22 protein-coding genes are annotated in these 22,818 nt (G+C 38.5%); 13 read left to right on the top strand and 9 right to left on the bottom strand.

What is annotated here, in order from left to right:
- Positions 1–28: 28 nt before the first annotated feature.
- From J4N46_RS06395 to J4N46_RS06440, 10 genes are all read left to right on the top strand, one after another.
- The gene (locus J4N46_RS06395; protein WP_208058606.1) at positions 29–634 is read left to right on the top strand and encodes a superoxide dismutase; all 606 of its coding nucleotides are present in this window, start codon (positions 29–31) and stop codon (positions 632–634) included.
- Between the two features lie 152 nt (positions 635–786).
- Positions 787–1,974, top strand: coding sequence for a nicotinate phosphoribosyltransferase (pncB, locus tag J4N46_RS06400; protein ID WP_208058607.1), 1,188 nt, complete (start codon positions 787–789; stop codon positions 1,972–1,974).
- Complete coding sequence (locus tag J4N46_RS06405) at positions 1,971–2,132, top strand: hypothetical protein (RefSeq protein ID WP_009416515.1); 162 nt, start codon at positions 1,971–1,973, stop codon at positions 2,130–2,132. The genes pncB and J4N46_RS06405 overlap by 4 nt, the downstream gene beginning before the upstream one ends.
- A gap of 30 nt (positions 2,133–2,162) precedes the next feature.
- Complete coding sequence (locus tag J4N46_RS06410) at positions 2,163–2,708, top strand: Smr/MutS family protein (protein ID WP_208058608.1); 546 nt, start codon at positions 2,163–2,165, stop codon at positions 2,706–2,708.
- Positions 2,705–3,364: an ABC transporter ATP-binding protein gene (locus J4N46_RS06415; RefSeq protein WP_208058609.1), complete on the top strand. Its 660-nt coding sequence runs from the start codon at positions 2,705–2,707 to the stop codon at positions 3,362–3,364. The genes J4N46_RS06410 and J4N46_RS06415 overlap by 4 nt, the downstream gene beginning before the upstream one ends.
- 20 nt (positions 3,365–3,384) lie before the next feature.
- Complete coding sequence (locus J4N46_RS06420) at positions 3,385–3,783, top strand: PepSY-like domain-containing protein (RefSeq protein ID WP_208058610.1); 399 nt, start codon at positions 3,385–3,387, stop codon at positions 3,781–3,783.
- A gap of 74 nt (positions 3,784–3,857) precedes the next feature.
- Positions 3,858–4,301 carry a PepSY-like domain-containing protein gene (locus J4N46_RS06425; RefSeq protein WP_208058611.1) on the top strand — a complete coding sequence of 148 codons (444 nt, stop codon included), beginning with the start codon at positions 3,858–3,860 and terminating at the stop codon, positions 4,299–4,301.
- A gap of 1 nt (position 4,302) precedes the next feature.
- Positions 4,303–4,737 (top strand): PepSY-like domain-containing protein, encoded by a 435-nt coding sequence (locus J4N46_RS06430; RefSeq protein WP_208058612.1) that lies wholly within the window; start codon positions 4,303–4,305, stop codon positions 4,735–4,737.
- A gap of 73 nt (positions 4,738–4,810) precedes the next feature.
- Complete coding sequence (locus J4N46_RS06435) at positions 4,811–6,040, top strand: BaiN/RdsA family NAD(P)/FAD-dependent oxidoreductase (protein ID WP_208058613.1); 1,230 nt, start codon at positions 4,811–4,813, stop codon at positions 6,038–6,040.
- A gap of 185 nt (positions 6,041–6,225) precedes the next feature.
- A complete protein-coding gene (locus J4N46_RS06440; protein WP_009416522.1) occupies positions 6,226–6,594 on the top strand; it encodes a PUR family DNA/RNA-binding protein in 369 nt (122 codons plus the stop codon).
- Positions 6,595–6,673: 79 nt separating this feature from the next.
- On the opposite strand, the gene xerD is transcribed toward J4N46_RS06440, so the two are convergent.
- From xerD to J4N46_RS06485, 9 genes are all read right to left on the bottom strand, one after another.
- Positions 6,674–7,585 carry a site-specific tyrosine recombinase XerD gene (xerD, locus tag J4N46_RS06445; protein ID WP_208058614.1) on the bottom strand — a complete coding sequence of 304 codons (912 nt, stop codon included), beginning with the start codon at positions 7,583–7,585 and terminating at the stop codon, positions 6,674–6,676.
- A gap of 272 nt (positions 7,586–7,857) precedes the next feature.
- On the bottom strand, positions 7,858–8,931 hold the full coding sequence (locus J4N46_RS06450) for a BT_3928 family protein (protein ID WP_208058615.1): 1,074 nt from the start codon (positions 8,929–8,931) through the stop codon (positions 7,858–7,860).
- A 93-nt stretch (positions 8,932–9,024) separates the two neighbouring features.
- Entirely contained in the window at positions 9,025–9,498 is a 474-nt protein-coding gene (greA, locus tag J4N46_RS06455) for a transcription elongation factor GreA (RefSeq protein ID WP_034557550.1), read from the bottom strand.
- Positions 9,499–9,818: 320 nt separating this feature from the next.
- Positions 9,819–10,571 (bottom strand): murein L,D-transpeptidase catalytic domain family protein, encoded by a 753-nt coding sequence (locus J4N46_RS06460; protein ID WP_208058616.1) that lies wholly within the window; start codon positions 10,569–10,571, stop codon positions 9,819–9,821.
- A 130-nt stretch (positions 10,572–10,701) separates the two neighbouring features.
- Positions 10,702–12,816 carry a TonB-dependent receptor gene (locus J4N46_RS06465; protein ID WP_208058617.1) on the bottom strand — a complete coding sequence of 705 codons (2,115 nt, stop codon included), beginning with the start codon at positions 12,814–12,816 and terminating at the stop codon, positions 10,702–10,704.
- Positions 12,813–14,342 (bottom strand): LptF/LptG family permease, encoded by a 1,530-nt coding sequence (locus J4N46_RS06470; protein WP_208058618.1) that lies wholly within the window; start codon positions 14,340–14,342, stop codon positions 12,813–12,815. Before J4N46_RS06470 ends, J4N46_RS06465 begins: the two co-directional genes overlap by 4 nt.
- Before the next feature lie 19 nt (positions 14,343–14,361).
- Complete coding sequence (locus J4N46_RS06475) at positions 14,362–15,003, bottom strand: LolA family protein (protein ID WP_208058619.1); 642 nt, start codon at positions 15,001–15,003, stop codon at positions 14,362–14,364.
- Between the two features lie 426 nt (positions 15,004–15,429).
- Positions 15,430–16,677 carry a glutamyl-tRNA reductase gene (hemA, locus tag J4N46_RS06480; RefSeq protein ID WP_208058620.1) on the bottom strand — a complete coding sequence of 416 codons (1,248 nt, stop codon included), beginning with the start codon at positions 16,675–16,677 and terminating at the stop codon, positions 15,430–15,432.
- 158 nt (positions 16,678–16,835) lie between these two features.
- Positions 16,836–17,750, bottom strand: a complete 915-nt coding sequence (locus J4N46_RS06485) for a dimethylarginine dimethylaminohydrolase family protein (RefSeq protein ID WP_208058621.1) — start codon at positions 17,748–17,750, stop codon at positions 16,836–16,838.
- Positions 17,751–18,326: 576 nt separating this feature from the next.
- Between J4N46_RS06485 and J4N46_RS06490 the strand changes: the two genes are divergently transcribed.
- The 3 genes from J4N46_RS06490 to J4N46_RS06500 are packed head-to-tail and all read left to right on the top strand — an operon-like array spanning position 18,327 to position 22,675.
- Positions 18,327–19,874, top strand: coding sequence for a PSP1 domain-containing protein (locus J4N46_RS06490; protein ID WP_208058622.1), 1,548 nt, complete (start codon positions 18,327–18,329; stop codon positions 19,872–19,874).
- On the top strand, positions 19,871–20,350 hold the full coding sequence (locus J4N46_RS06495) for a gliding motility lipoprotein GldH (protein WP_208058623.1): 480 nt from the start codon (positions 19,871–19,873) through the stop codon (positions 20,348–20,350). The genes J4N46_RS06490 and J4N46_RS06495 overlap by 4 nt, the downstream gene beginning before the upstream one ends.
- Before the next feature lie 15 nt (positions 20,351–20,365).
- Positions 20,366–22,675, top strand: a complete 2,310-nt coding sequence (locus J4N46_RS06500) for a penicillin-binding protein 1A (RefSeq protein WP_208058624.1) — start codon at positions 20,366–20,368, stop codon at positions 22,673–22,675.
- Positions 22,676–22,818: the final 143 nt, after the last annotated feature.

The following is a 22,818-nucleotide window of genomic DNA, read 5'->3' on the forward strand; positions in this document are numbered from 1 at the left end:
TGCATCAAAAACTAAAATACCTAATATTATGGCTTTTACATTACCTAAATTACCTTATGCTTACGATGCGCTTGAACCTTATATAGACGCTCGTACTATGGAAATACACCATACCAAGCACCACAACGCTTATACTACAAACTTGAACGCTGCTATTGCAGGTACCGACTTAGACAACCAGTCTATCGAAACCATACTCACTACGCTGGATATGAACAACGCCGCAGTGCGAAACAACGCTGGTGGCTATTACAATCACAATCTTTTTTGGGAAATAATGGCTCCTAAAGCTGGCGGACAGCCTACAGGTGAGCTTGCTAAGGCTATAAACGATGCTTTTGGTAGTTTTGATAATTTTAAAACTGCGTTTAGCAAGGCAGCCGCTACCCGCTTTGGCTCTGGTTGGGCGTGGCTTTGTGTTCATAAAGGTGGTAAAGTAGAGGTGTGCTCTACAGCCAACCAAGATAACCCGCTAATGCCTACTATGCAATGCGGTTTCCCTATCTTAGGGCTTGATGTCTGGGAACACGCATACTACCTAAACTATCAAAATCGCCGTCCCGATTATATAGAAGCGTTCTTCAATATTATCAATTGGGATAAAGTAGCCGAATTATACAATAATAACAAATAATACCTGAAGTTAAATTACTCATATCTTACTTTGCCAAAAGTCGTAGCTCAACAAACTACCCACTTTTGGCAAAGTTTTTTATTTGTTATTTATCATTATTTTTGTATCTTTGCCCGCAATATGGTATAATTACTAATAATTTACTGAAAACTATGACAGTAGAGAACAAAGCTATTTTAGGGTCATTATTAGATAATGACTTCTATAAATTTACAATGCAGTGCGCCGTAGTGCAGTTATTCCCAAGAACTAAAGCACGTTATACGTTTATCAACCGCGGAAAACACTCTTTCCCTGCAGGTTTTGCCGATGCAATGCGCGAAACGGTAAAAGCTATGAGCCAGTTACAACTTAGCAAAGAGGAAAAAGAGTTTTTACGCATAAATTGCCCCTATTTAAGTCCGCTATACTTAGATTTTTTAGAAGGCTATAAGTATGACCCTTCCGAAGTGAAAATTGCACAAAACGGAGATGATTTGCAAGTAACAGTAGAAGGCTATTGGTATCGCACAATATTGTGGGAAGTGCCTTTGCTCGCAGTAATTAGTGAATTGTACTATAAAATGACGGGTGCAATAGGTTGGACAGATGCCCAAATAGAAGCCAATACACGTGAAAAAGAAAACTTTTACAAAGATTGGGGGGTAGTATTTGCCGAATTTGGTACGCGTAGGCGTCATTCATATCACGTGCACGATATCGTAATGCGTACCCTAATGCAAGGCTACAACAGCTCTTTTATAGGCTCAAGCAATGTGCATTTCGCAATGAAATACAAAGTGAAACCCATAGGAACTCACGCCCACGAATGGTTTATGTTTCACGCTGCCGAATATAGTTACAAAATGTCAAATGCACTGTCATTAGAGCATTGGGTAGATGTGTTTAGAGGTGATTTGGGGGTTGCCCTTTCCGATACTTATACTACCGATGTGTTCTTCAAACAATTTGATAAGAAATTTAGTAAATTGTTTGACGGAGTGCGACACGATAGTGGTGACCCTATAGAATTTGCCGAAAAAACTATTGCCCATTATAAAAAAATGGGTGTCAACCCGCTAAGCAAATACATTATCTTCTCTGACGGGCTAAATACCGAAAAAGTACGTGCTATTACCGAGGCTTGCAAAGGAAAAATAGGAATCTCTTTTGGGATAGGTACTAATTTAACTAACGATGTAGGATTACGCCCGATGAACATTGTAATGAAACTTACCGAAGTGCTTACAAGTGATAATGAATGGGTACCTACCGTTAAACTATCAGATGAGCCTAACAAGCATACGGGCGCCCCTAAGATGATACAATTGGTAAAAGAGGTTCTATCTATAAAACAATGAAATATACACTGATAATATTAGGGGCTGCAGTAGCTTTATCGCGCTACTGGTTTGCCCAATACGACCAGCTATTGCTTATAGTAGGCGTTTCGCTGTTGATGATAGGTATTTATATGATATCGCGTTCTATACCTCCTAAAAATGAAGAAAACGATTAGTGGGGTATTAACTAAAAGTTGGATAAAAAGATGAATATTGGCGATTATATTGAGGCGATAGATGATACGATACGAGGGCACGTAATAAGGCTTACAGCACGCGAGGTTACAATGCTCACCGAAGAGGGGTTTGAACTTACATTAGGGCGCGATGAGGTGATTGTTCTGAAAGAAGAACTGCCGCACAACGTATTTACAGCCATTGACGAGGAGAGTTTGCAAAAAGATTCGATAGTGAAAAAGAAGCGTCCTGTGGCTTTGAGCAAAAAAGACAAACTAATCCCCCCAATGGAAGTAGATTTACACATAGAAAAATTGGTGAATAATCCGCGCCATATGACTAACTATGAGATGCTCACCTTGCAAATAGAAACAGCCCGTAGGCAGTTGGAATTTGCCATAGCCCAACGCCGCCAACGCGTTGTTTTTATTCACGGAGTGGGCGAGGGAGTACTGCGAATTGAGTTGGAAACACTCTTAGGAAGGTATAACAATATTACTTTTTACGATGCTGAATACGCCAAATATGGCATAGGGGCAACTGAGGTGTATATCTATCAAAATGCAAAAGAATGATAAGAGCACAACATATTCACAAAACCTATAAAGATTTAGAGGTACTCAAAGGGGTATCTGTAATGGTAGAAAAGGGCGAGGTGGTTTCTATAGTAGGAGCATCGGGGGCTGGCAAAACTACCTTGTTGCACATATTGGGTACTTTGGATAGAGCTGATAACCGCACAGATACATCATTGTTTATCAATAATACCGATATAAGCGGGCTTTCTGATAAACTTTTAGCAAAGTTTAGAAATGAACATATAGGCTTTATCTTTCAGTTTCACCAATTGTTGCCAGAATTTACGGCTTTAGAAAATATCTGTATACCTGCACTCATCAAGGGGGAAAACAAACGCGATGCCGAGCGGCGTGCTATGGAGTTGTTGTCGTTTTTGCAGTTGGAAGCGAGGGCTCATCATAAGCCCAATGCACTATCAGGGGGTGAGCAGCAACGGGTGTCAGTAGCCAGAGCACTTATCAATAATCCTGCCGTAGTATTCGCCGATGAGCCAAGTGGTAATTTAGATTCGGAAAGTGCCGAAAATTTGCATAAGCTCTTCTTCCAGCTGCGTGATGAATTTCAGCAAACATTTGTAATCGTAACACATAATGAGGAGCTTGCAGCTATGGCAGATAGAAAATTAGTGATGATAGACGGAAGAATACAATAATAACAAATAATATAAATATTATGAGAAAAATAGTACTATTAATAGGAGCACTCGCATTGCTACAGTCTTGCGGACCTTCGTTGCCCAAACCTGCGAATGAGTTTATAAAAACGTACTTTCCGCAAGCAAAAGTGCAGGAGGTAGAAAAAGAAGACCACAATGGGGGCTTTGAAGCTAAACTAAGCGATAAAACAGAAATAAAGTTTGACCAAGCAGGGAATTGGACAGAAGTGGACGGTGAAGATGGAAATACAATACCTACAGGCTTCTTTCCTCAGTCTATTGACGACTATGTACGCCAAAAAGGCTTCCTGATAGAGGGAATTAAAAAGACTAATACGGGCTACAAGGTAGATTTGATAGGATCGCACACAGATTTGTACTTCAACCACAACGGCGACCTTATAGGAAATTACTAATAAATAGTAAAAACAGTTTGGCACATTAGGTATTTTTATATATCTTTGTGCCCAAAATAAAAAATATCAATAAGATGAATACAGTAAAAAAACTTACAATGGTAGCCTTTTCATTGGCAGCTTTTGGGGTGGCACAAGCACAAGATGGGCTGGTGCCTGTGCAATCATTGCCTTCTAAGGCTCAAGGCTTTATCAAACAACACTTTTCGTTGGAAGGAGTGGTATCGGTGTGGCAAGACATCGAGCGCGGCAAAGTGGAGGACTACACCGTACTTTTTGCCGATGGCAACGAGGTAGAATTTGACGCTAAAGGAGAATGGGAAGAGGTGAAATCACGCAATGGTGCAGTTTCAGATAAGATTGTGCCTGCGAAAATCGCTAAATATGTGAAGAGTAACTACCCTAATGCGCTCATCAAAAAGATTAGCAAAAATAGCTACAAGTATGAGGTAGAACTATCCAACGATTTGGAGTTGGAATTTAAACTAAACGGTAAATTTGTAAAAGTAGATGACTAATATGAAAAAAATATTATTTGCTATCTTAGCTGCTTTTTCTCTACAAGTAGCTACAGCACAAGATAAAAAAGTAGATTTTAACGAGCTGCCTGCCGATGCAATTAACTTCGTACGCCAACACTTTTTGGTAGGTGACATCACTTCGGTATGGAAAGATGTTGATTATAAAGACGAAGAATATTCTGTTATCTTCAAAGATGGGCTTGAAATAGAGTTTAACGGCGAAGGTGATTGGAAAGAGATAAAAGTACATACAGGAAAGGTGCCTGATCACGTAGTTCCTGAGAAAATATTAGCTCACGTAACTGCTACTTTCCCCTTTGAATCTATCAAAGAAATATCACACAGTATCAACAAAAAAACTTACAAAGTAAAAGTTACTGATGGACAAAAACTAAAGTTTGACGATAATTTTAACTTTATAAAACTAAAGTAATTTTTTTGAACAGGCTTTGCCAAAGTGTTTTTTTAGGAAAGACTTTGGCAAAGTTTCTTTTTATTAATTATTTATGTATGACCTTTTAATTATAGGTGGGGGAGCTGCTGGTTTTTTTACGGCTATTAACTGTGCTGAGGAGCACCCTAAACTGAAAATAGCAATACTTGAAAAAAACAAAGAGGTGCTGCAAAAAGTACGCATTTCGGGGGGCGGGCGTTGCAACCTTACCAATGCAACTTTTACTCCAGCCGAATTGGTGCGTAACTATCCACGTGGTCATAAAGAACTCCTCAGTCCGTTTCACAGGTTTATGTGTGGCGATGTGATGGCGTGGTTTGAAGCTCACGGGGTGGCACTCAAAATAGAGGAAGATGGGCGTGTGTTTCCTGCCTCAAATACTTCGGAAACAATTGTTAATTGCTTTCTTCAGCAATTGAAAACTAATGATATAGATTTATTTACAGAGCAAAATGTTAAAGAGATAACTTTTGCCGAGGGCGTTTGGAGGGTAGCTACACCTACGGCTACTTTTACCAGTCGTAATCTTGTAATTACTACGGGGAGCAATCCTAAGATGTGGCAGCTATTAGAGGGCTTGGGGCATAGTATTGTACCGCCAGTACCTTCGCTATTTACTTTTCAAACGCCTATAATGTGGGTAAAAGAGCTGCAAGGGATAGCGGTAACTGCCGAGGTATCACTACTTGATACGAATCGTAAGCCTCTAAGAATCAATGAAACAGCACCATTGTTATTCACGCATAAGGGCTTTAGTGGTCCTGCTATATTGCGAGCTTCGGCGTGGGGGGCACGTCTGCTTGCTGAGCTAAACTACCGATGCGTGTTGTCTATCAACTTCACTGCCAACATAGGTGCTTCTTTATCTTTTAATTCTACTTTTGAAGCATTGCAGCACTTCAAGCAACAAAATGGACGTAAGTCGGTAGCTTCTTATCCGCTTTATGATCTTCCTAAGCGGTTATGGTTGGCTTTATTGGCTGCGGTGTGTATTCCTACCCAAACTTTATGGGCAGAGCTTAACAAGCAACAACAGAAAGATTTGGCACTTGCCTTGTCGCATACTGAAGTGCCTATTGATGGCAAAGCAACCTTTAAAGATGAATTTGTAACCGCAGGAGGGGTGAAATTATCAGAGGTTAATTTTAAAAGCTATGAGAGCAAGTTGCACAAAGGATTGTACTTGGCGGGCGAAGTATTAGATATAGATGCCATAACAGGAGGGTTCAATTTTCAGAATGCTTGGACAGGAGGCTATATTATAGCGCAAAGTATTACATAAAATTATAGTCTTTCATTCGGTTTAAATTTTAATAAATTTAGGATTACTTCTTCTTCTTCATAATATATAAATCTTAAAATTATAATAAAATAATTATTCTTTAATAAAAAAGTTACTGAAAAAGTTGCTTTATTGTAGCTTTTTAAAGAATTTTGTACTCTAATAATTTAATACACGTACGAACAATGGAAGAAAAAGATTTTTTAGACAACGAGGAGATTTTCTCGAAAGTCTTAAGAGCCGGCAGGCGTACTTACTTTTTTGATGTGAGGGCAACACGCGCAAATGATTATTACCTTACCATCACAGAAAGTAAGAAGTTTACTCACGATGATGGGTCGTTTCACTACAAAAAACACAAAATCTATCTTTACAAAGAAGATTTTGAGTTGTTCAAAGGAATTTTGGACGAGATGACAAGCTATGTGTTTGATGAAAGAGGAGAAGAAGTGATATCAGAACGTCATCAGAAGGACTTTAAACGTGATTATTACGAAACACGTATAAACGAGAACCCTAACGGGTACAAACATCTCGATTTTGAGGATATTTAACCAACATTATTACTATTACACTTGCGATAAGATGAGACTTCACTCAAAAAATTGTTTAATGAGTGATGACGAAAAGGGCTTATTGGGTAAAGCTCATCTTTTGGCGAGGGTGAAATTTCTCTAACACCTCTCTCAAATAACCTCTTTCTACGTGTATATAAATTTCAGTAGTAGTAATATTTTCGTGTCCTAGCATCATTTGTATGGCACGTAAATTGGCTCCGTTTTCTAACAAATGAGTAGCAAACGAATGCCTAAAAGTATGAGGGCTTATTTTCTTCTGCAAGCCTACACATTCGGCAGTACGCCGCACTATAGTAAAAATCATTGCCCTTGTAAGTTGCTGCCCTCGGCGGTTTAAGAATACATAATCTTCGTGTCCTTTTGCTATTTTTAAATATTTTCGTTGATTATCAATATAATTTTTCACTTGCCTTTGGGTGTATTTCTCAATAGGTACAAGTCGCTGTTTGCTCCCTTTTCCTACAATACGTATGAAATCTTCTTCAAAGAAAAGGTCAGAGAGGCGTAGGTTCACTAATTCAGATACGCGTAAGCCACAAGCGTATAGTATTTCAATAATAGCTTTATTCCGGTGTCCTTCATCGGTGCTGAGGTCAATAGAGTTCAGCAGCGTGTCTATTTCTTGTAAAGAGAGCGTATCGGGGAGTTTTAAGCCTATTTTGGGGCTGTCTATAAGGTTCATAGGAAAATCTTCACGTCCTTTTTCGTACATCATAAATTTGAAAAAGCCCTTTAAAGAGGATATTAATCGGGCTTGAGAACGCGCATTGAGTAGTTTTCCTTCTTGGTAAATGAATTGTCGTAAGGTATCTTCAGTAATATTGTCGGGAGTTTCGGTTATGTGGTATTTTTGTAGGTAATTTATCAGCTTTTCAATGTCCAATCCGTAAGATGTTACGGTGTTTTGTGATAATCCACGTTGGAATCGCAAATAGTGTTGAAAATCAGTATTGGCACTTTGCCACATATTATACGTTTTTTAAAGGTAATAAAAGTTTTAAGAGGCTGTCCAAAAAGTTTTTAAAAGTACTACTTCGGCATCTCCCCCCTTTTGAAGGAAGTCCGCGAGCTGGCGCAGTGGAGTATGTGTTAAGGGGGGATGTTAATAATACACACTTTGACAAACTTTCAAAGTTTGTCAAAGTTTATAGCTGATAATCAATCACTTTTATTAACATTGTAGGGGCGATTGGCAAATCGCCCTCACAAAACAAAACCTTTTGGACACCCTTATTTCAATTATAAAGAATTGTAGTGTTTTTTATCAACGATAGTTCCTTTATTCAGCCATACTACACCTGGGTTAGCGCGTATCATTGTTTTTAGGGTTGTGCCATCATTGAAATAGAAATCAAAGTTCAGTTCGTATTTTTTGATGATATTTTGTGCCAAATCCAGCTGTGAGGTAAGCCCTATAACAGTGTAGCCCTCTTTCATAGCCTTATCGGTCAGTTCTTTTATTTTTGAAAAAGCAGCTTCATCGGTACGGTCAATGCGGTAAGCAACTACCAAGATGAGCTTTTCCTTGTCCATAAATTCATCAAAATAGCTATTGCGGTCTTTATCTTCTATATAAAAATCGTGCATTAAAGGTTTAGGAGTTTCTGATGTCATTTTGATAACTTCAGCATACTCTCCATTACTATTTTTAGGAATCTGACCTGTATTGTTGGTAATATTAGTTTCTTTACCGTCTAAAACTACCGTCATATGGTAAGTTATTTTTCCTGAGGGTTGTAATAATCCTTGTGGGATATTAGCACCTATTTTGTAAGGGCGAAAGTCCACTACAGGCAGGTAGTTATACACATAATATACAAAGATACCACAGCCTACCACTGATAAAATAGTAAGGCAGAGTAGTGTTCTTTCTTTAGCAAGTGGTTTGATGTACGCTTGTCCCCAGAAGAAAAGTACTAAGGCTACGGCTAAAAGTACCATATCTTTGGTAAATGACTGCCAAGGAGTGAATTTTATAGCATCACCAAAGCATCCGCAGTCCGTAACTTTGTTGTAATAAGCCGAATAGAATGTTAAGAAACCGAAGAATACAAGCATAGCCAATAGTAGCCACAAGGTGAGTTTCTTTTTATAGCCTAAAAGCAAAGTAACACCTAAAACTATTTCAGCTATACATACCAAGATAGCCAACGCCAGAGCATAAGGCTCTAAAAAAGTGAGGTTTAGCACATTAGGAGCAAAGTAGTCTTCCAATTTGAAGGCAAAACCCATAGGGTCGTTGAGTTTTATCATTCCACTGATGATAAAGGTTACACCAAGGAAAAAGCGTAGTAAGTGTATTAAATATTTCATTTTTTTCTTATGATTGATAATTTAGGCAAAGATACAAAAAAAACTTTGTTATTGCAAAGAGCATTAACAAAGTTTGTTGTAAGTTGTTTTGTATTAACGTGTGATTTCTAATATTTCCATTTTTAGGGTACCATTAGGTACTTTTATTTCGGCAATTTCACCCACTTCTTTACCAAGTAGTCCTTTTCCTATGGGTGAGCTTACTGATATTTTTCCTGCTTTCAGGTCGGCTTCACTTTCGGCTACGAGGGTGTAGGTAAGTACAGCTTTATTGGCTAAATTTTTGATTTTAACAGTAGAAAGTACAAGTACCTTGTTCACGTCCAACTGAGATTCGTCAATAAGGCGAGCGTTAGCCACAAGTTTTTCAAGTTTGGCAATTTTCATTTCTAAGAGCCCTTGTGCTTCTTTAGCAGCGTCATATTCCGCATTTTCCGATAGGTCTCCTTTATCGCGAGCTTCCGCGATAGCTTGTGAGGCGCGAGGTCTTTCAACGTCTTTCAGCTGATTGAGCTCATCGCGTAATTTTTTTAATCCTTCAGCAGTGTAGTATGATACTTTTTCCATATTTTTTCTTCTTATAAATTTTAAAAAAATAAAAATCCTCTGAAGTTGGTTTTCCTGAGGATTTACGGGTGCAAAGATAATACATTTTTTTGAATGCAGCAAATTTATTTTTATAGTTGGTAGTTTTGCCTATTCCAATAGTAAGTGCTATTGGCAAATCACCGCTATAATATACCCAAAACTATTTGATTTTCAGAAAGATAAGCTTTTAAAAATGATTATAGAAAAAGGCTGACAGCAGTACATACAATACATTTTAGGCAGCCTTTTTCTATAAAAAATAGTAAGTAGTAAAAAAATAAAGATTTAAATATGAGATTTTAAAATACCGATTCGCTTTCAGCCTCTTCTATAAGTTTTAAAGCATTCAGGTATTTAGATGTTTTCAAATATTTAGGATCGTTGTAGTAAGCAAAAATCATTGTTTTTTCTTTAATAGTATTGATTACCTCAGTGTTGATATTCTCAGGCAATGCAGGGCAGCCCAAGCTCCTTCCCATACGTCCATTGCGTGCTATATAATCTTCATTGGCATAATCTGCAGCGTGAATAACTACCGAGCGTTTAGCCAAATTGCTGTTATAGCCCTTTTCATCACCATGAAGCATTAGGCTATAGCCATTACTGCCATTATAAGTACTTCCTGTGATATAAAAACCAATACTACTCTTGTTAGATTCTATTACATCCGAAAATGAATTAGGCACTCGCTCGCCACTCTTTTTGCCGTGAGCCACATAAGTGTAAAACACTATCTTCATTTTTTGTAAATCTATTGTGTAAAAACGTTTGCTATTGCAGTCTTTTGTAAAATCAATAATAGAGAAGAGTTCTTTTTCATTCAGCCTATGCTGTTTTTTAAGAGTTTGATACCCTATATAGGCATAGCGGAAGGCAGTAAAGCTAAGGTCGTACTGCGCAGCATTCAGTTCGTTATAAAGTCCTTTAATATTAAGTTCTGCCTTTTTCAGAGCTAATTGTCGCTCTTTGCTCAAATTGCTTTGTGCATTCACAAAATATAAAAAAGTACTTAATATAAACACAAGTATCAAGAATATATACCTCTTATTCATAGTGCTGTTCGTGTTTTATAGAGAAACAATTATTAAAGTTTATTGCTGTGAGTAATATTCAGGCGCAAAGATAGTATAATTTCCCTATACAGTGTGAAAAAATTGTATTTTTAACATTAACTTTAACATTTTAAGGCAATTGGTCTATAATTTCGCTACTTCTATCCTTCCCTATACTGATAAACCACCCCACCAAGAACGACCGCTTATAAGGTAGTGTTATAGGCAATCTGTAACTACCATCGTTTGAGTAACGGTAGCTAAAAATAGGCTCATAACCCGTAATGTTATTTACCGAGAAAACTATCGTATTAAACGTATGTTTCCCCTTGCGTAATAAAGCAATATTAGCATTCAGATTGTAATATACAGGAGTCCTATCCGATAAAAATGAGCTGTTGTTAGGATTCTCATAAGCTCTTCCACTACTCACCGAGTACGACCCTCCTACAAACAGCCCAAGTTGTTCAAAAAAATACTTGGCTACTATGTGTGCCGTATGCGGCATTGCAAAAGAAGGCTGTGCCATTATAGGATAGTGTAAAAATTGCCGTTGGGTATCCAAAAAGCTATATGATAGCCAATAGTCAAAGCCTTTTAGCGTTTTAGAGTCACGCCAAAATATATCTATACCTTTAGCATAACCCCTACCGCTTGCCGTAGGCAGATGCCCATTGGCATACGATAGCAGTCGCTGGTAATCTTTGTAATAAGCCTCTACTCTAAAGATGCGCCTATCATAAGTATATTGATAATTAGCTATATAGTGTGCCGATTTAGCAAAAGCTAAGTCTCGGTAAATAGGCAAAAAGCTCTCAGTAGGTTTTTGGCTGTATAGCCCTGCCGAAACACTCAGCTGGTGCAGTTTTCCCGTACGATAATTTAGTGCCATACGCGGCAACACATCCGCTTGGTGTAGCTGGTTGCTATACTCTGTGCGTATCCCTGCTTGCAGGTATAGCTTGCGTTGCAAAGGCAGTGATGCATTTGCCCATAAAGCCGTTGTGTAATCATTGCCATAATTGCCGTTATAGGCAAACAGCTCTGTTCCCACTTCAGTATGCCAATTGTCAATAGGTGTTCCTGCAGCTACCGCTCTAAATTGATGTTGGGTAGCATATTTGTGTTCATAATTATTCCAGTCAGTAATTTTATCACGGTTATAGTTAAACCCATAGCCCGTATAAAGTTCCCAATGTGTGTTCAGCTCTTGTGTATAAGTGAGTATAGATACTGCATTTACGTTTTTAGATTCGTAAGGATGTTTTTCCCCTCGCAATTCCACTTGTGGCTGATTGATAGCCTGATCCATAGTATTGCAATAACCATACCACTTCAGCATCCCTTTTGAGGTGTTTTGCCTAAAAGTACCTGTAAGTATAAGACTTTCAGCAGGTTTTAGCCATTCTACGTGTTGTTTTACTAACTTGTGATAGGGTTTGAAGTTGAAATATCCCACATCAAAACCTCCTGAGCGAGTTTCTTTCTTACTCAAAAAATCGTATCCTCCTTGTATGCCATAGGGTAATATTGCAATTACGGTAGAAGGTTTATTAGGGTGGTCGTTAGTTTCTAATGAAAGCACCGAAGAAAGTGCATTGCCGTACTGCGGAGAATACCCCCCCGTATTGAAGATAATACCTTTGAAAATATGAGGAGAAAACCTATTGCGTTGCGCTACATCAGGTACACCCGAATAGAACGGATTAAGCACCTCCAGCCCATCAATAAGCACTTTAGTTTCTTCGCCGCTACCCCCCCGCACAAATAGCAGTCCGCTTTCGCCCACTTGCTGTGCCCCTGGCAGCACACTCAGCGTACTCACTATATCCCCATCGGCTCCTGGTGTGGTATCTATATCCATTGTGTTGAGGATTATAGCCCGTTTTTTATCCGTTATGCCCAAGCTGCTTTCCCGCCCCGTGAGGATTACCTCGTCCAGTGCAGCCTCTTTTTCAGTCATTGTAATGTGCAGGGCAGGCATATCGTCTTGCAAGGTAATAAGTTTGCTCGCATCATTCATCGCCAAATGCTTACACACTAATGTTGCACTGCCTTTTTGGTGGCTAACAAACTGAAAATTACCATTTTCGTCCGTACTTGCCCCCTCAATAGTACCTTGCAAGAAAACATTCACCCCCATTATAGGCTTGTTGTGGTCATCTACTACCTTGCCACGTAAGGTAGTTTGCCCATAGGCAAAAGCAGCGTATAAGTATACTAATATGGCAATAAAGTGTTTCATTTTAACAATCGGTTGTGTTTAGTAAATCGTTTCATACGTTTAAGTCGGTTTATTTTATGCAATTTGTGTTTCCTGCGTTGTTTTAAATTCTTGATTTTGTCCTCTATCCATCGCATTATTTTGTGCGATAGCGGAAAGTGAAATACCTCTTTATCAGTAGCCACACGAGCCGTGAGATACACCCCAAAAGGCAAGAGAATCAGTGCAGGAATCCAAGGGGCTAAGGCAGGGTTAATTGTATTGTTCTCAGCTACGTTTTTTACAAACAATCCTATAAAGTAATAAGCCAAGAACAACACCATTGCTACTACTAAAGGCAAGCCAATCCCCCCCTTTCTGATAAAAGCCCCCAGAGGAGCTGCCACAAAAAAGAGTACAAAACAAGCCACCGTGAGCGCAAATTTATCACTGAAATTTAATATGTGTAAATTCATCAGTTTGTAGTGATATTCCACCTCACTTTGTCTGTATTCTACATTGTCTACTTGTGATTGATTAGTATTTGCTGCCATTTCCAAGAGCGTAATCTTGTTATTATCAGGAAATTTAGCAAATACCTCCTGCAAACTTACTCCTTTTGTTGTTTTTTTAGGCAAATTATCCGCTTTTTGTTCAGGTAATTGAGCGTGAAAGCCTGTCCTTTTAAACATATTCACACCATAATCAGTAATACTCTGTTTAAAATCCGTGCGAAGTGAGTCAATAGCGTAATTTAGCTGCTTCACATTCATCATTCGGTACGTAGTAGCATCTGTTTTTTCGTTGAAATCAACGTTATTAAGGTGTGAAAGGTCTAAATTAATCACATATTGCTGAAAATGTACCTTAGCAAAAGGCAATCGCTCTTGTGATTCGTAAGTATTTGTTTTTACATCCTCGTAATAAGACCCATCTTTAAGAATCAGTTGTAAGAAATTATTCCGTTTGGTACTCCTCAGCTCCCCCTCTTTTGCCTTAATAACAATGCGATTCACACGGTCGGGAGTTTTTTTGTGAATCAGTACATTTTCCAAAAATTGGTCGTTATCACCGTGCTTTTTGTCTACTTTTATACTGATATCCTCACCTATGTTAGAAAATACCCCCTCACTGATAGCCATTGCAGGCTTCACTTTAGCAATATTGCCTCTAAGGGTATACACCTCGCGATAAGCTACAGGTATTACATTGTTTGCCAAAAAGAAAGTACCCAATGACAACAATGCCATTAGCACCACTAATGGTCGCATCACACGCAATAATGAGATACCCGATGCTTTCATTGCGGCAAATTCGTAACTCTCTGCAAACGAGCCAAACGTCATTACCGAAGCGATTACCACCGCAAGTGGCATAATGATAGGAATAAGCTGCGGAATAAAATAGATTAAAAATTTACCAATAATCCACAGTTCAAGACCACGACCAGCCAATTCATCTATATAAGTGAATATAGTATGAAATACAAAAATGAGCACTAATATAGAAAGTGCTCCTAAAAAGTTGGTAAGAAACTGTGTGAGTACGTATCGGTCTAAAATTTTCATCTAAAAAATACAATTGTCATTATAGTTCCAATATAGTATAGCCGTCTTTTTTGTATTTTTCACGGTCAAATTTAAAAATATTGTCCGATAATGGCTGATTTGTCTTAAAAGTATTGATAGTAATTGTAGTTTTAGTACCGTTTTTGCCTATTTCTATCAGGTTATAGATATGTTTTGTCTGAATATCAATCCCTAAAAGAATTTGTTTCACTTCCGAAGATTGTTTTTGAGGCTTAAGTTCCACATATTGAATTTTTCGCCCACGTATATTTTGCTGAATATCCCATTTGTATTTGTAGCCTTTTTTGTAAAAAGTAAGCATACGTGAAGGGGTAATAGCAGTCTCTTCGTTAGCGTTTTTTTCTATCGTAACCTCTTCGTTTTCAGGTACTATAGTATAAGTCTTGCTACCGTCATACATTTTCGTAGCTCCCAAATAGTTCAGCAAATACTTATCTTTAGCAATAGTTACATTGCCTTTAGTCTCTTGGTTAATATTCTCAGCCATATTATCCAAGTTGTATTTAAAGTCTATATAAATATTGTTGTAAGCCGACATTTTGCTATTCACCTCATCTAATAAGTTTTTAGCTTTATCAGCTTGTTGGGCATTAGCTATAGTCGCAATAATAAGCGTAGCTATTAAAAGTATTTTTTTCATCGTTAGTGTTTTTACTGTTTAGATAATGTAAGTAGCAATTATCATTCCAAACGCAGTGATTTGAGATATAAATTTAACAAGTTTAATTATTTATCTAAGTATCTAAGTGATTAGCGATAAACTCGTTTTCGTAGAGCTCATCAGGGTCTACTTTATTAAAAAAAATATCTATTTGCTCTTTTACATCTGAGAGTTTCATAATGCACCTCCTTTTGAGATTTTATAATTTGATTTTAATATCTCAATACAACTATCTATATCAGTTCCGTGATATCCTTTTATAATTTTTTTCATAATCATAATACGGTTTCACTTGGCAAAGATACATCATTTTTTGTAAATCACAAAGTTTTACTACAAAGGCTGTCCAAAAAAGTCTAAACAAAAACTTTCCTGAACAGCCTTTTATATAACAATTCCAGCTTTTTAGCTCGCTACTTCCAGCTGAAAAACCTCTTGTAACCAACTGATACTCTCGTCTAGCGAATTGGTATCTTTTAGGTGATTTACAAACTGTGTCGTTATCTTTTGTATAATGCGGTTGGCTATTTGTTCCGCTTGCTCTTCGTTGAAGTTAGCCAACTTTTTTCGTTGAAAATCTAATTCATTATCTTTTAAGTGTTCCAACTTCGTTTTAAGTGCTTTGATAGTAGGAGCAAACTTCCTATTGTCCAACCATTGTAAAAACTCCTCTTTTACTTCTTTAATAATTTGCAATGCCTCTGGGATAGCCTCTTTGCGGCGTTCTAAGGCTTCGTCTTTTCGTTTTGAAAGCTCGTCCATATGAATAACCGTAACGTTAGGCAGTGCTTTTACTGCTTCAGATACGTTTTTAGGGATAGATAAATCAAGAATAAGCAAAGGATTACTGCCTATGTGTTCTGGGTGTATAGTAGGAGTTGCTGCCCCTGTAGCTACAATAAGCACATCAGTATGAGCAAGCTCGGCAGTGAGCATTTCAAAATCTTTTACAATTACGTTGAATTTTCCTGCTACCTCTTCCGCCTTTTGCTTAGTACGGTTGATGAGGGTTATATGGTCGTTTTGGGTGTGCTTAATCAGGTTTTCGCAGGTATTGCGCCCTATTTCGCCTATTCCAAAAAGTAGAATATTTTTGTTAGAAACATCGGGGATGTGTTGCATAATATACTGCACTGCCGTAAAAGACACTGAGGCAGCTCCTGATGATAGCACCGTTTCGTTTTTAATGCGTTTGCTCGCATTGATAACGCTGTTCATCAGTCGCTCAAGGAAAGCATTAGCCAACCCCTTTTCACGAGAAAGAGCAAAGGCTTGTTTCATCTGCCCTATAATTTCAAAATCACCCAATATCTGGCTGTTGAGCCCTGTGCCTACCTCAAAAAGATGTTGTAATGCCTCTTTGCTTTTATACACATAACCCACTTTTTGGAACTCGTCAATAGTACCGTTAGAATAACTACACAACAATTGTATCAGCTGAAAAGGATTCTCAGCATAGCCATACAGCTCAGTGCGGTTGCAAGTAGAGATAAGCAATAACTCTTCAAACTGCAGCTCTTTAGCCCTTTGTAGCAATAATTCTTTATTTTCGGCGGATATACTGAAGATACCGCGTATGGTAGCATCAGCCTTCAGGTAGCTGAGCCCTATGCAATAAAAATTCTTGTTTTTGGTATTTGTATGGGGAGTCATAACGTTTTTTTGATTGTTATTCAATTCAAGCTGCAAAGTTAAAAAGTTCATTGTAAATAACAGATATTCACAACAAACTTTTAGAGAAAAAATAAAAATATATACCTAATCTAAATAGAATAATCCTTCACAAAGCTTTTGTCCCACTACCTTTGCTATCAGTCCCTTATCAAAGGAAGGGTAGAGCAGCGCAGCAAGCCTTCTTGTTTCGCAATTTCTGCATAAGGCACTTTTTCCACTGTAAAACCTTGTGCTTGTAACCACTCATTTAGGCGCGTAAAGTGCGCCTCAGATACTACTACTTCAGGCGAGATAGAAAATACATTACTGCACATTTGGTACATTTCATCACGTGTGATATGAAACAAGTTTTCAGTCCCAAAAAGAGTTGCCAAATACTCGTAATCAGCAGGATTGCGAAACCCTTCTTTATAAATAATACCCTTATTGGTGCCCACAGGCTGAAAGCAACAATCTAAGTGCAAGGCATTATCACGAGCCTCACTATCCGATTTTACAAGGTCAAATTCCTTTACTATCTTGTTAGGAAACAGTTGTTTAATAAAAGCTACCCCCGCCATATTAGTACGGGCAGTAATTTGTTGCGAGTAATCCTCGCCTTTGTACGTACCTATAAAAATATAGTTGTTATAAGGCATTACATCACCTCCCTCAATATGCACTTCCTTAGGCGGAGTGATTACTTTTTCAGGCGAAATTTGATTGATAATGTACTCTATCGCTTGCAGTTCTTCCCGTCGGTTAGGCAATATATTTGCCCTGATGAATGTATCTTCAATCACAAAGCCAATATCGCGACTAAATATTTGGTTACAATCATTGATAATTTCTGGGCGATATACCGTTACGTTATGTTTTTTGAGTACCGCATCAAAAGCCTCCATTTCGCTTACCATATCAGCTTCTATAGGGTAAGTACCCGCTTTGATATGCTCTGCCGACTTAGGGTCGTAGGCGTCCTCCAACTTGGGAGTTGCGCCATTGCTTTGAGCAGTACCTAAAATGACTGCTCGTAACTTGTTGGTTTCATTGGTGATATGTAATTTTATCATAAAATGTTTAGTTATTATCTGTTAGTTATTTCAAGGCAAATTTATGAAAAAAAATGAAATAAACAAATGCGCCACACACTTTGTCAAACTTTCAGAGTTTGACAAAGTTTTTTTGCCTCACTCCCAATGCCACACACTTTGGCAAACTTTCAAAGTTTGCCAAAGTTAATTGCTCTGATAATCAATCATTTTTATTCATATTGTAGAGGCGATTGGCAAATCGCCCTCACAAAACAAAACTTTTCGGACAACCTCTTTTTTTGCTTCACTCCCAATAGTCCCATCAATTCAAAATTCAGAATTACTCCTCCCTCTCGTCGCCGAAGCTTCACCGAAGGAAAGTCGGCGAGCTGGCGCAGCCGAGTATGTGACGAAGGATAAGCGAAGGATGAGCGAAGGTTGAGCGAAGGTTGAGCGAAGGATAAAAGCTTGTACGGCTCGCACCGAGCTGGCGCAACCGAGTATGTAACAAATATATTGCTCATTCAAAAAAATATACTATCTTTGCACATTCATACAGCGCACTTATAGCGCTATTACCTTAATTTTATAATTAATTAATTTATCCATTTTACAATGAGTTGCAATAATTGCACCTATAATAATAACCCCAATAATCCTTATTCAGATTGTACCAATAATGGTATTCATAGCTTTGGGAGTGTAAAACTCTCAGTATTCGATTGGCTTTCCAATACCCAATTACCTGGCGGTCAGGAGTATTTTGATTGTGTGGAGGTTCGTTTTAAAAATAGCCGAAAAGAATATTTTCGCAATACCAATAAATTACCACTACAAATAGGCGATGTAGTAGCTACAGCAGCACCTTCGGGGCACGATGTGGGGGTAGTAAGCCTTACAGGGGAATTGGTAAGGCTGCAAATGAAAAAACGCCGCATCGCTTGGGAAAATGCCGACCTGCCCATTGTCTATCGTAAAGCCAACCAGCACGATATAGACGTGTGGCAAGAGTCCCGTGCCAAAGAAGTAGAAGTACAAAAACGCTCTCGTGAGTTGGCTATCGCTTTAGGATTAGAAATGAAAATCTCTGATGTTGAGTTCCAAGGAGATGGCTCTAAAGCTACCTTTTATTATACCGCCGAAGGTCGTGTAGACTTTAGGCAACTGATAAAAGATATGGCAAAAGCTTTTTCAGTACGTATTGAAATGCGACAAATAGGATTCAGGCAAGAAGCAGCCCGCTTAGGAGGTGTCGGCTCTTGCGGAAGAGAACTCTGTTGCGCTACGTGGCTTACCGATTTTAGAAGTGTTTCTACTTCAGCTGCCCGATACCAACAACTCTCGCTGAACCCTCAAAAGTTAGCAGGACAATGCGGCAAACTAAAATGCTGCTTGAACTTTGAGCTCGACACCTACTTAGATGCCTTGCAAGACTTCCCTAGAACAGACACTAAAATACATACCGAACGCGGTACTGCTTCTTGCCAAAAGGTAGATATCTTTAAACGCCTAATGTGGTTTACCTATGACGAAAACCCAATGACTTGGTATAAACTATCAGTAGATAGCGTGAAAGAAATTATTGCCCTCAACAAGAACAACGAACGTATAGAAGAGCTAGAAGAATACGCCATAGTAAGCGATTTGCCTTCACATCGTAGTAGTGCCAATAGCGATATGGAACTTTTGCCTATTGAAGAAGACAGTATTACCCGTTTCGATACCCCTAAACGCCGCAAAAACAAACGAAAAAAATCAAATAAAGAGGCACAACCTAAAGAAATGCAGGCTAAAGAGGTGAAAAATACAAATACAGAGCCTAAATATGAGCAAAAAGCCGAGAATAAAGGTGAAAACAACAATAAAAACAATAAAAAACTAAATAAAGCTGCCGAACTGAAACGTACAGGCGAAGAGGTATTAAAAGCAAATAAAGAATTGAAGTTGCCTATAGAGCAACCCACACAACCCCCTATAAATACTAATCAGCCTCCTAAGAAAAATCCAGCTCCAGAGGCAAATACCAATAGTAAAAAATTACAACAAAAACAAAAAATAACCAACACTAAGCGACAACAAAATCCAAATGTGCGCCGCAACCTCGACCCTTTTGCTAATAAGGTAAATAAAACTAAATCATCTAATAACGATAAACAAGAATGAGAACGCTAATAAGTTTGTTATCTATAATATTGCTAACAGCTTGCAACAGTAAAGTAGAATACAGCCAATACGTATCATTGCCCAATGGCTGGGATGCTCACAAGCCCATAGTGTTTCAGTTTGACGAAAATGATACTCTTGCCAAGCGTAACCTATTTGTAATGTTGCGCAATGATGAGCGCTATCCTTTTAGCAACTTGTTTTTAATTACCAAATTGGAACTGCCCAATAGCGATACGATGGTGGTTGACACCTTAGAATACGAAATGGCTACCCCCGAAGGCAAATGGCTGGGCGAAGGCTTTTCGGCAGTGAAAGAAAGCAAGTTGTGGTACAAAGAAAATTACCAATTCCCTGCAAAAGGCAAGTATGTACTGAAAATAGAACAAGCAATGCGAAAAATAGGCGATAATGAAGGCATTATAACCTTACAAGGCATTACCGAAGTGGGCGTGAGAATTGAAAAAGCAAAATAGCAACACAAATATACAATGAATAAAACGGCAAATAAAAAAACAGAAAAACAGACCTTCAGCCCCATTGTAAAATGGTTCTGGGGGTTGTTTGCAGCAGGAGTAGTAAGCATTATATTACTATTCTTGTCAGCTTCGTGGGGATTGTTAGGCGATATGCCCGATTTTCAACACTTAGAAAACCCCGAAACAAATTTGGCTACCGAAATTGTTACCGCCGATGGCAAATCGTTAGGAAAGTTTTATTTAGATGAAAACCGTACTCCTATCAAGTTTAAAGATTTACCAAAACACTTAGTAGATGCTCTTATCGCTACCGAAGACGAACGTTTTTACGAACATTCGGGTATCGATTTGCGCGGTACAATTCGCGCAATGGCTTATTTGGGTAAAAAAGGAGGCGCTTCTACTATCTCACAACAGCTTGCCAAACAACTTTTTCATAAAGAAAAAACACGTGGCATAGAGCGTTACACCCAAAAAATAAAAGAATGGGTTATCGCTACAAGGCTTGAAAAACAGTACACCAAAGAGGAAATTTTGGCAATGTACTTCAATATTTACGACTTCAACAACAACGCCGATGGGATTCGCTCGGCTGCCAAAATATACTTTGACAAAGACCCTAAGCAACTCAAAATAGAAGAAGGGGCAATGCTCGTAGGTATGTTTAAAAACTCGGCACTTTACAACCCTATTCGCAACCCTCAAGGCGTAATCAATAGGCGTAATGTGGTGCTTGCACAAATGCTAAAAAACAACTACATTACCCAAGAGCAAAAAGACTCACTGCAACAACTGCCACTAAAGATTAAATTTACCCCCGAAAGTCACAACGATGGGATTGCTACTTATTTCCGTGAGTATCTGCGCTCGTATATGAAAAACTGGATAGCCCAAAACCCTAAAGCAGATGGTACAAAGCATAATTTGTACTTAGACGGCTTGAAAGTATATACTACCATAGATTCAAAAATGCAAACTTATGCCGAAACAGCTGTAAAAATGCATATGCGAGATCTGCAACGCGCTTTTGATGCCGAAAATAACCGCAAAAAGAATAGTACCTATCCTTTTGTGAAAGTAACCAAAGAGGAGTATAAAAACCTGATAGAAAAAGCGATGAAAAACTCCAACCGCTGGACGCATATGAAGTATTTAGGCTATTCCGAAGCCGAAATACGAGCATCGTTTGATAAAAAAATAGAAATGCGTGTGTTTAGCTGGCGCGGAGAGCGCGATACTATAATGTCTCCTCGCGATTCTATATTGTACTACAAGTCGTTTTTGCGTACAGGAATGATGTCTATGGAGCCTCAAACAGGGCATATAAAAGCTTGGGTAGGAGGTATCAACTACAAGCACTTCCAGTATGACCAAGTAATACAAGGCGCACGCCAAACAGGTTCTAGCTTCAAGCCTTTTGTGTATGCTACAGCCATAGACCAGCTGCATTACTCGCCTTGTATGGAATTGCCTGATATACAGACTTGTATAGAAGCAGGCAAATACGACAATGTTCAGCCTTGGTGCCCCCGAAACTCTACGGGTACATTTACTGGCAAACTGATGACACTAAAGGCAGCTTTGGCAAACTCTATCAACTCTATTACAGTAAATTTGATGGATAAGGTAGGACCTATACCTGTCATCAATTTAGTGAAGAAATTAGGCATCACTAGTGAGCTTCCCGAACTGCCCTCCATTGCCTTAGGAACCGCTGATGCTACCGTCTTTGAAATGGTTGCCGCTTATGGTACGTTTGCTAATGAAGGCGTGTATGTAAAACCCGTATTGGTAACCCGTATAGAAGATAAAAACGGTACCGTACTATTTGAAAACACTCCCGAAACCCACGATGTAGTAAATGCCGAAGTAGCTCGCGCTGTAGTAAATTTAATGGAAGGGGTAACCCGTTATGGCTCAGGCGCACGATTGCGCTCAAAAGGAGCTGATACCTACAACGCTGTATATAAAAATGTAATGACAGGCTATCCGTACCAATTTACAAACCCTATAGCAGGCAAAACAGGTACTACCCAAAACAACAGCGATGGTTGGTTTATAGCAATGGTGCCCAATTTGGTTACAGGAGTATGGGTAGGCGGTGAAGATCGCACTATTCACTTCCGCACAACAGCCTATGGGCAAGGAGCTACAATGGCGTTGCCCACTTGGGGATATTATATGAAAAAATGTTATGCCGATAAAGATTTAGCAGTTTCTAAATCTCCATTCCCAGCACCCCAAAACATACAAATACAGATAGACTGTAGCAAAGAAAAAGCTGATAACCAAATAGAAGACGAAGAAAAATTTGATTTTTAACGGTTGGTTGTAATGTAGGACTAATTACCAACTATAATTTAGAATCTTTATAAAATTAACGATTTTTTAACTTTTGCTTTTTTATATTAGCATTATGTTGTATCTTTGTCGTGTAAAAAAATAATAACTAAATCACTCATTCG

The sequence above is a fragment of the Capnocytophaga bilenii genome (genome assembly GCF_017565765.1).
In the GTDB taxonomy this organism is placed as follows: Bacteria; Bacteroidota; Bacteroidia; order Flavobacteriales; family Flavobacteriaceae; genus Capnocytophaga; species Capnocytophaga bilenii.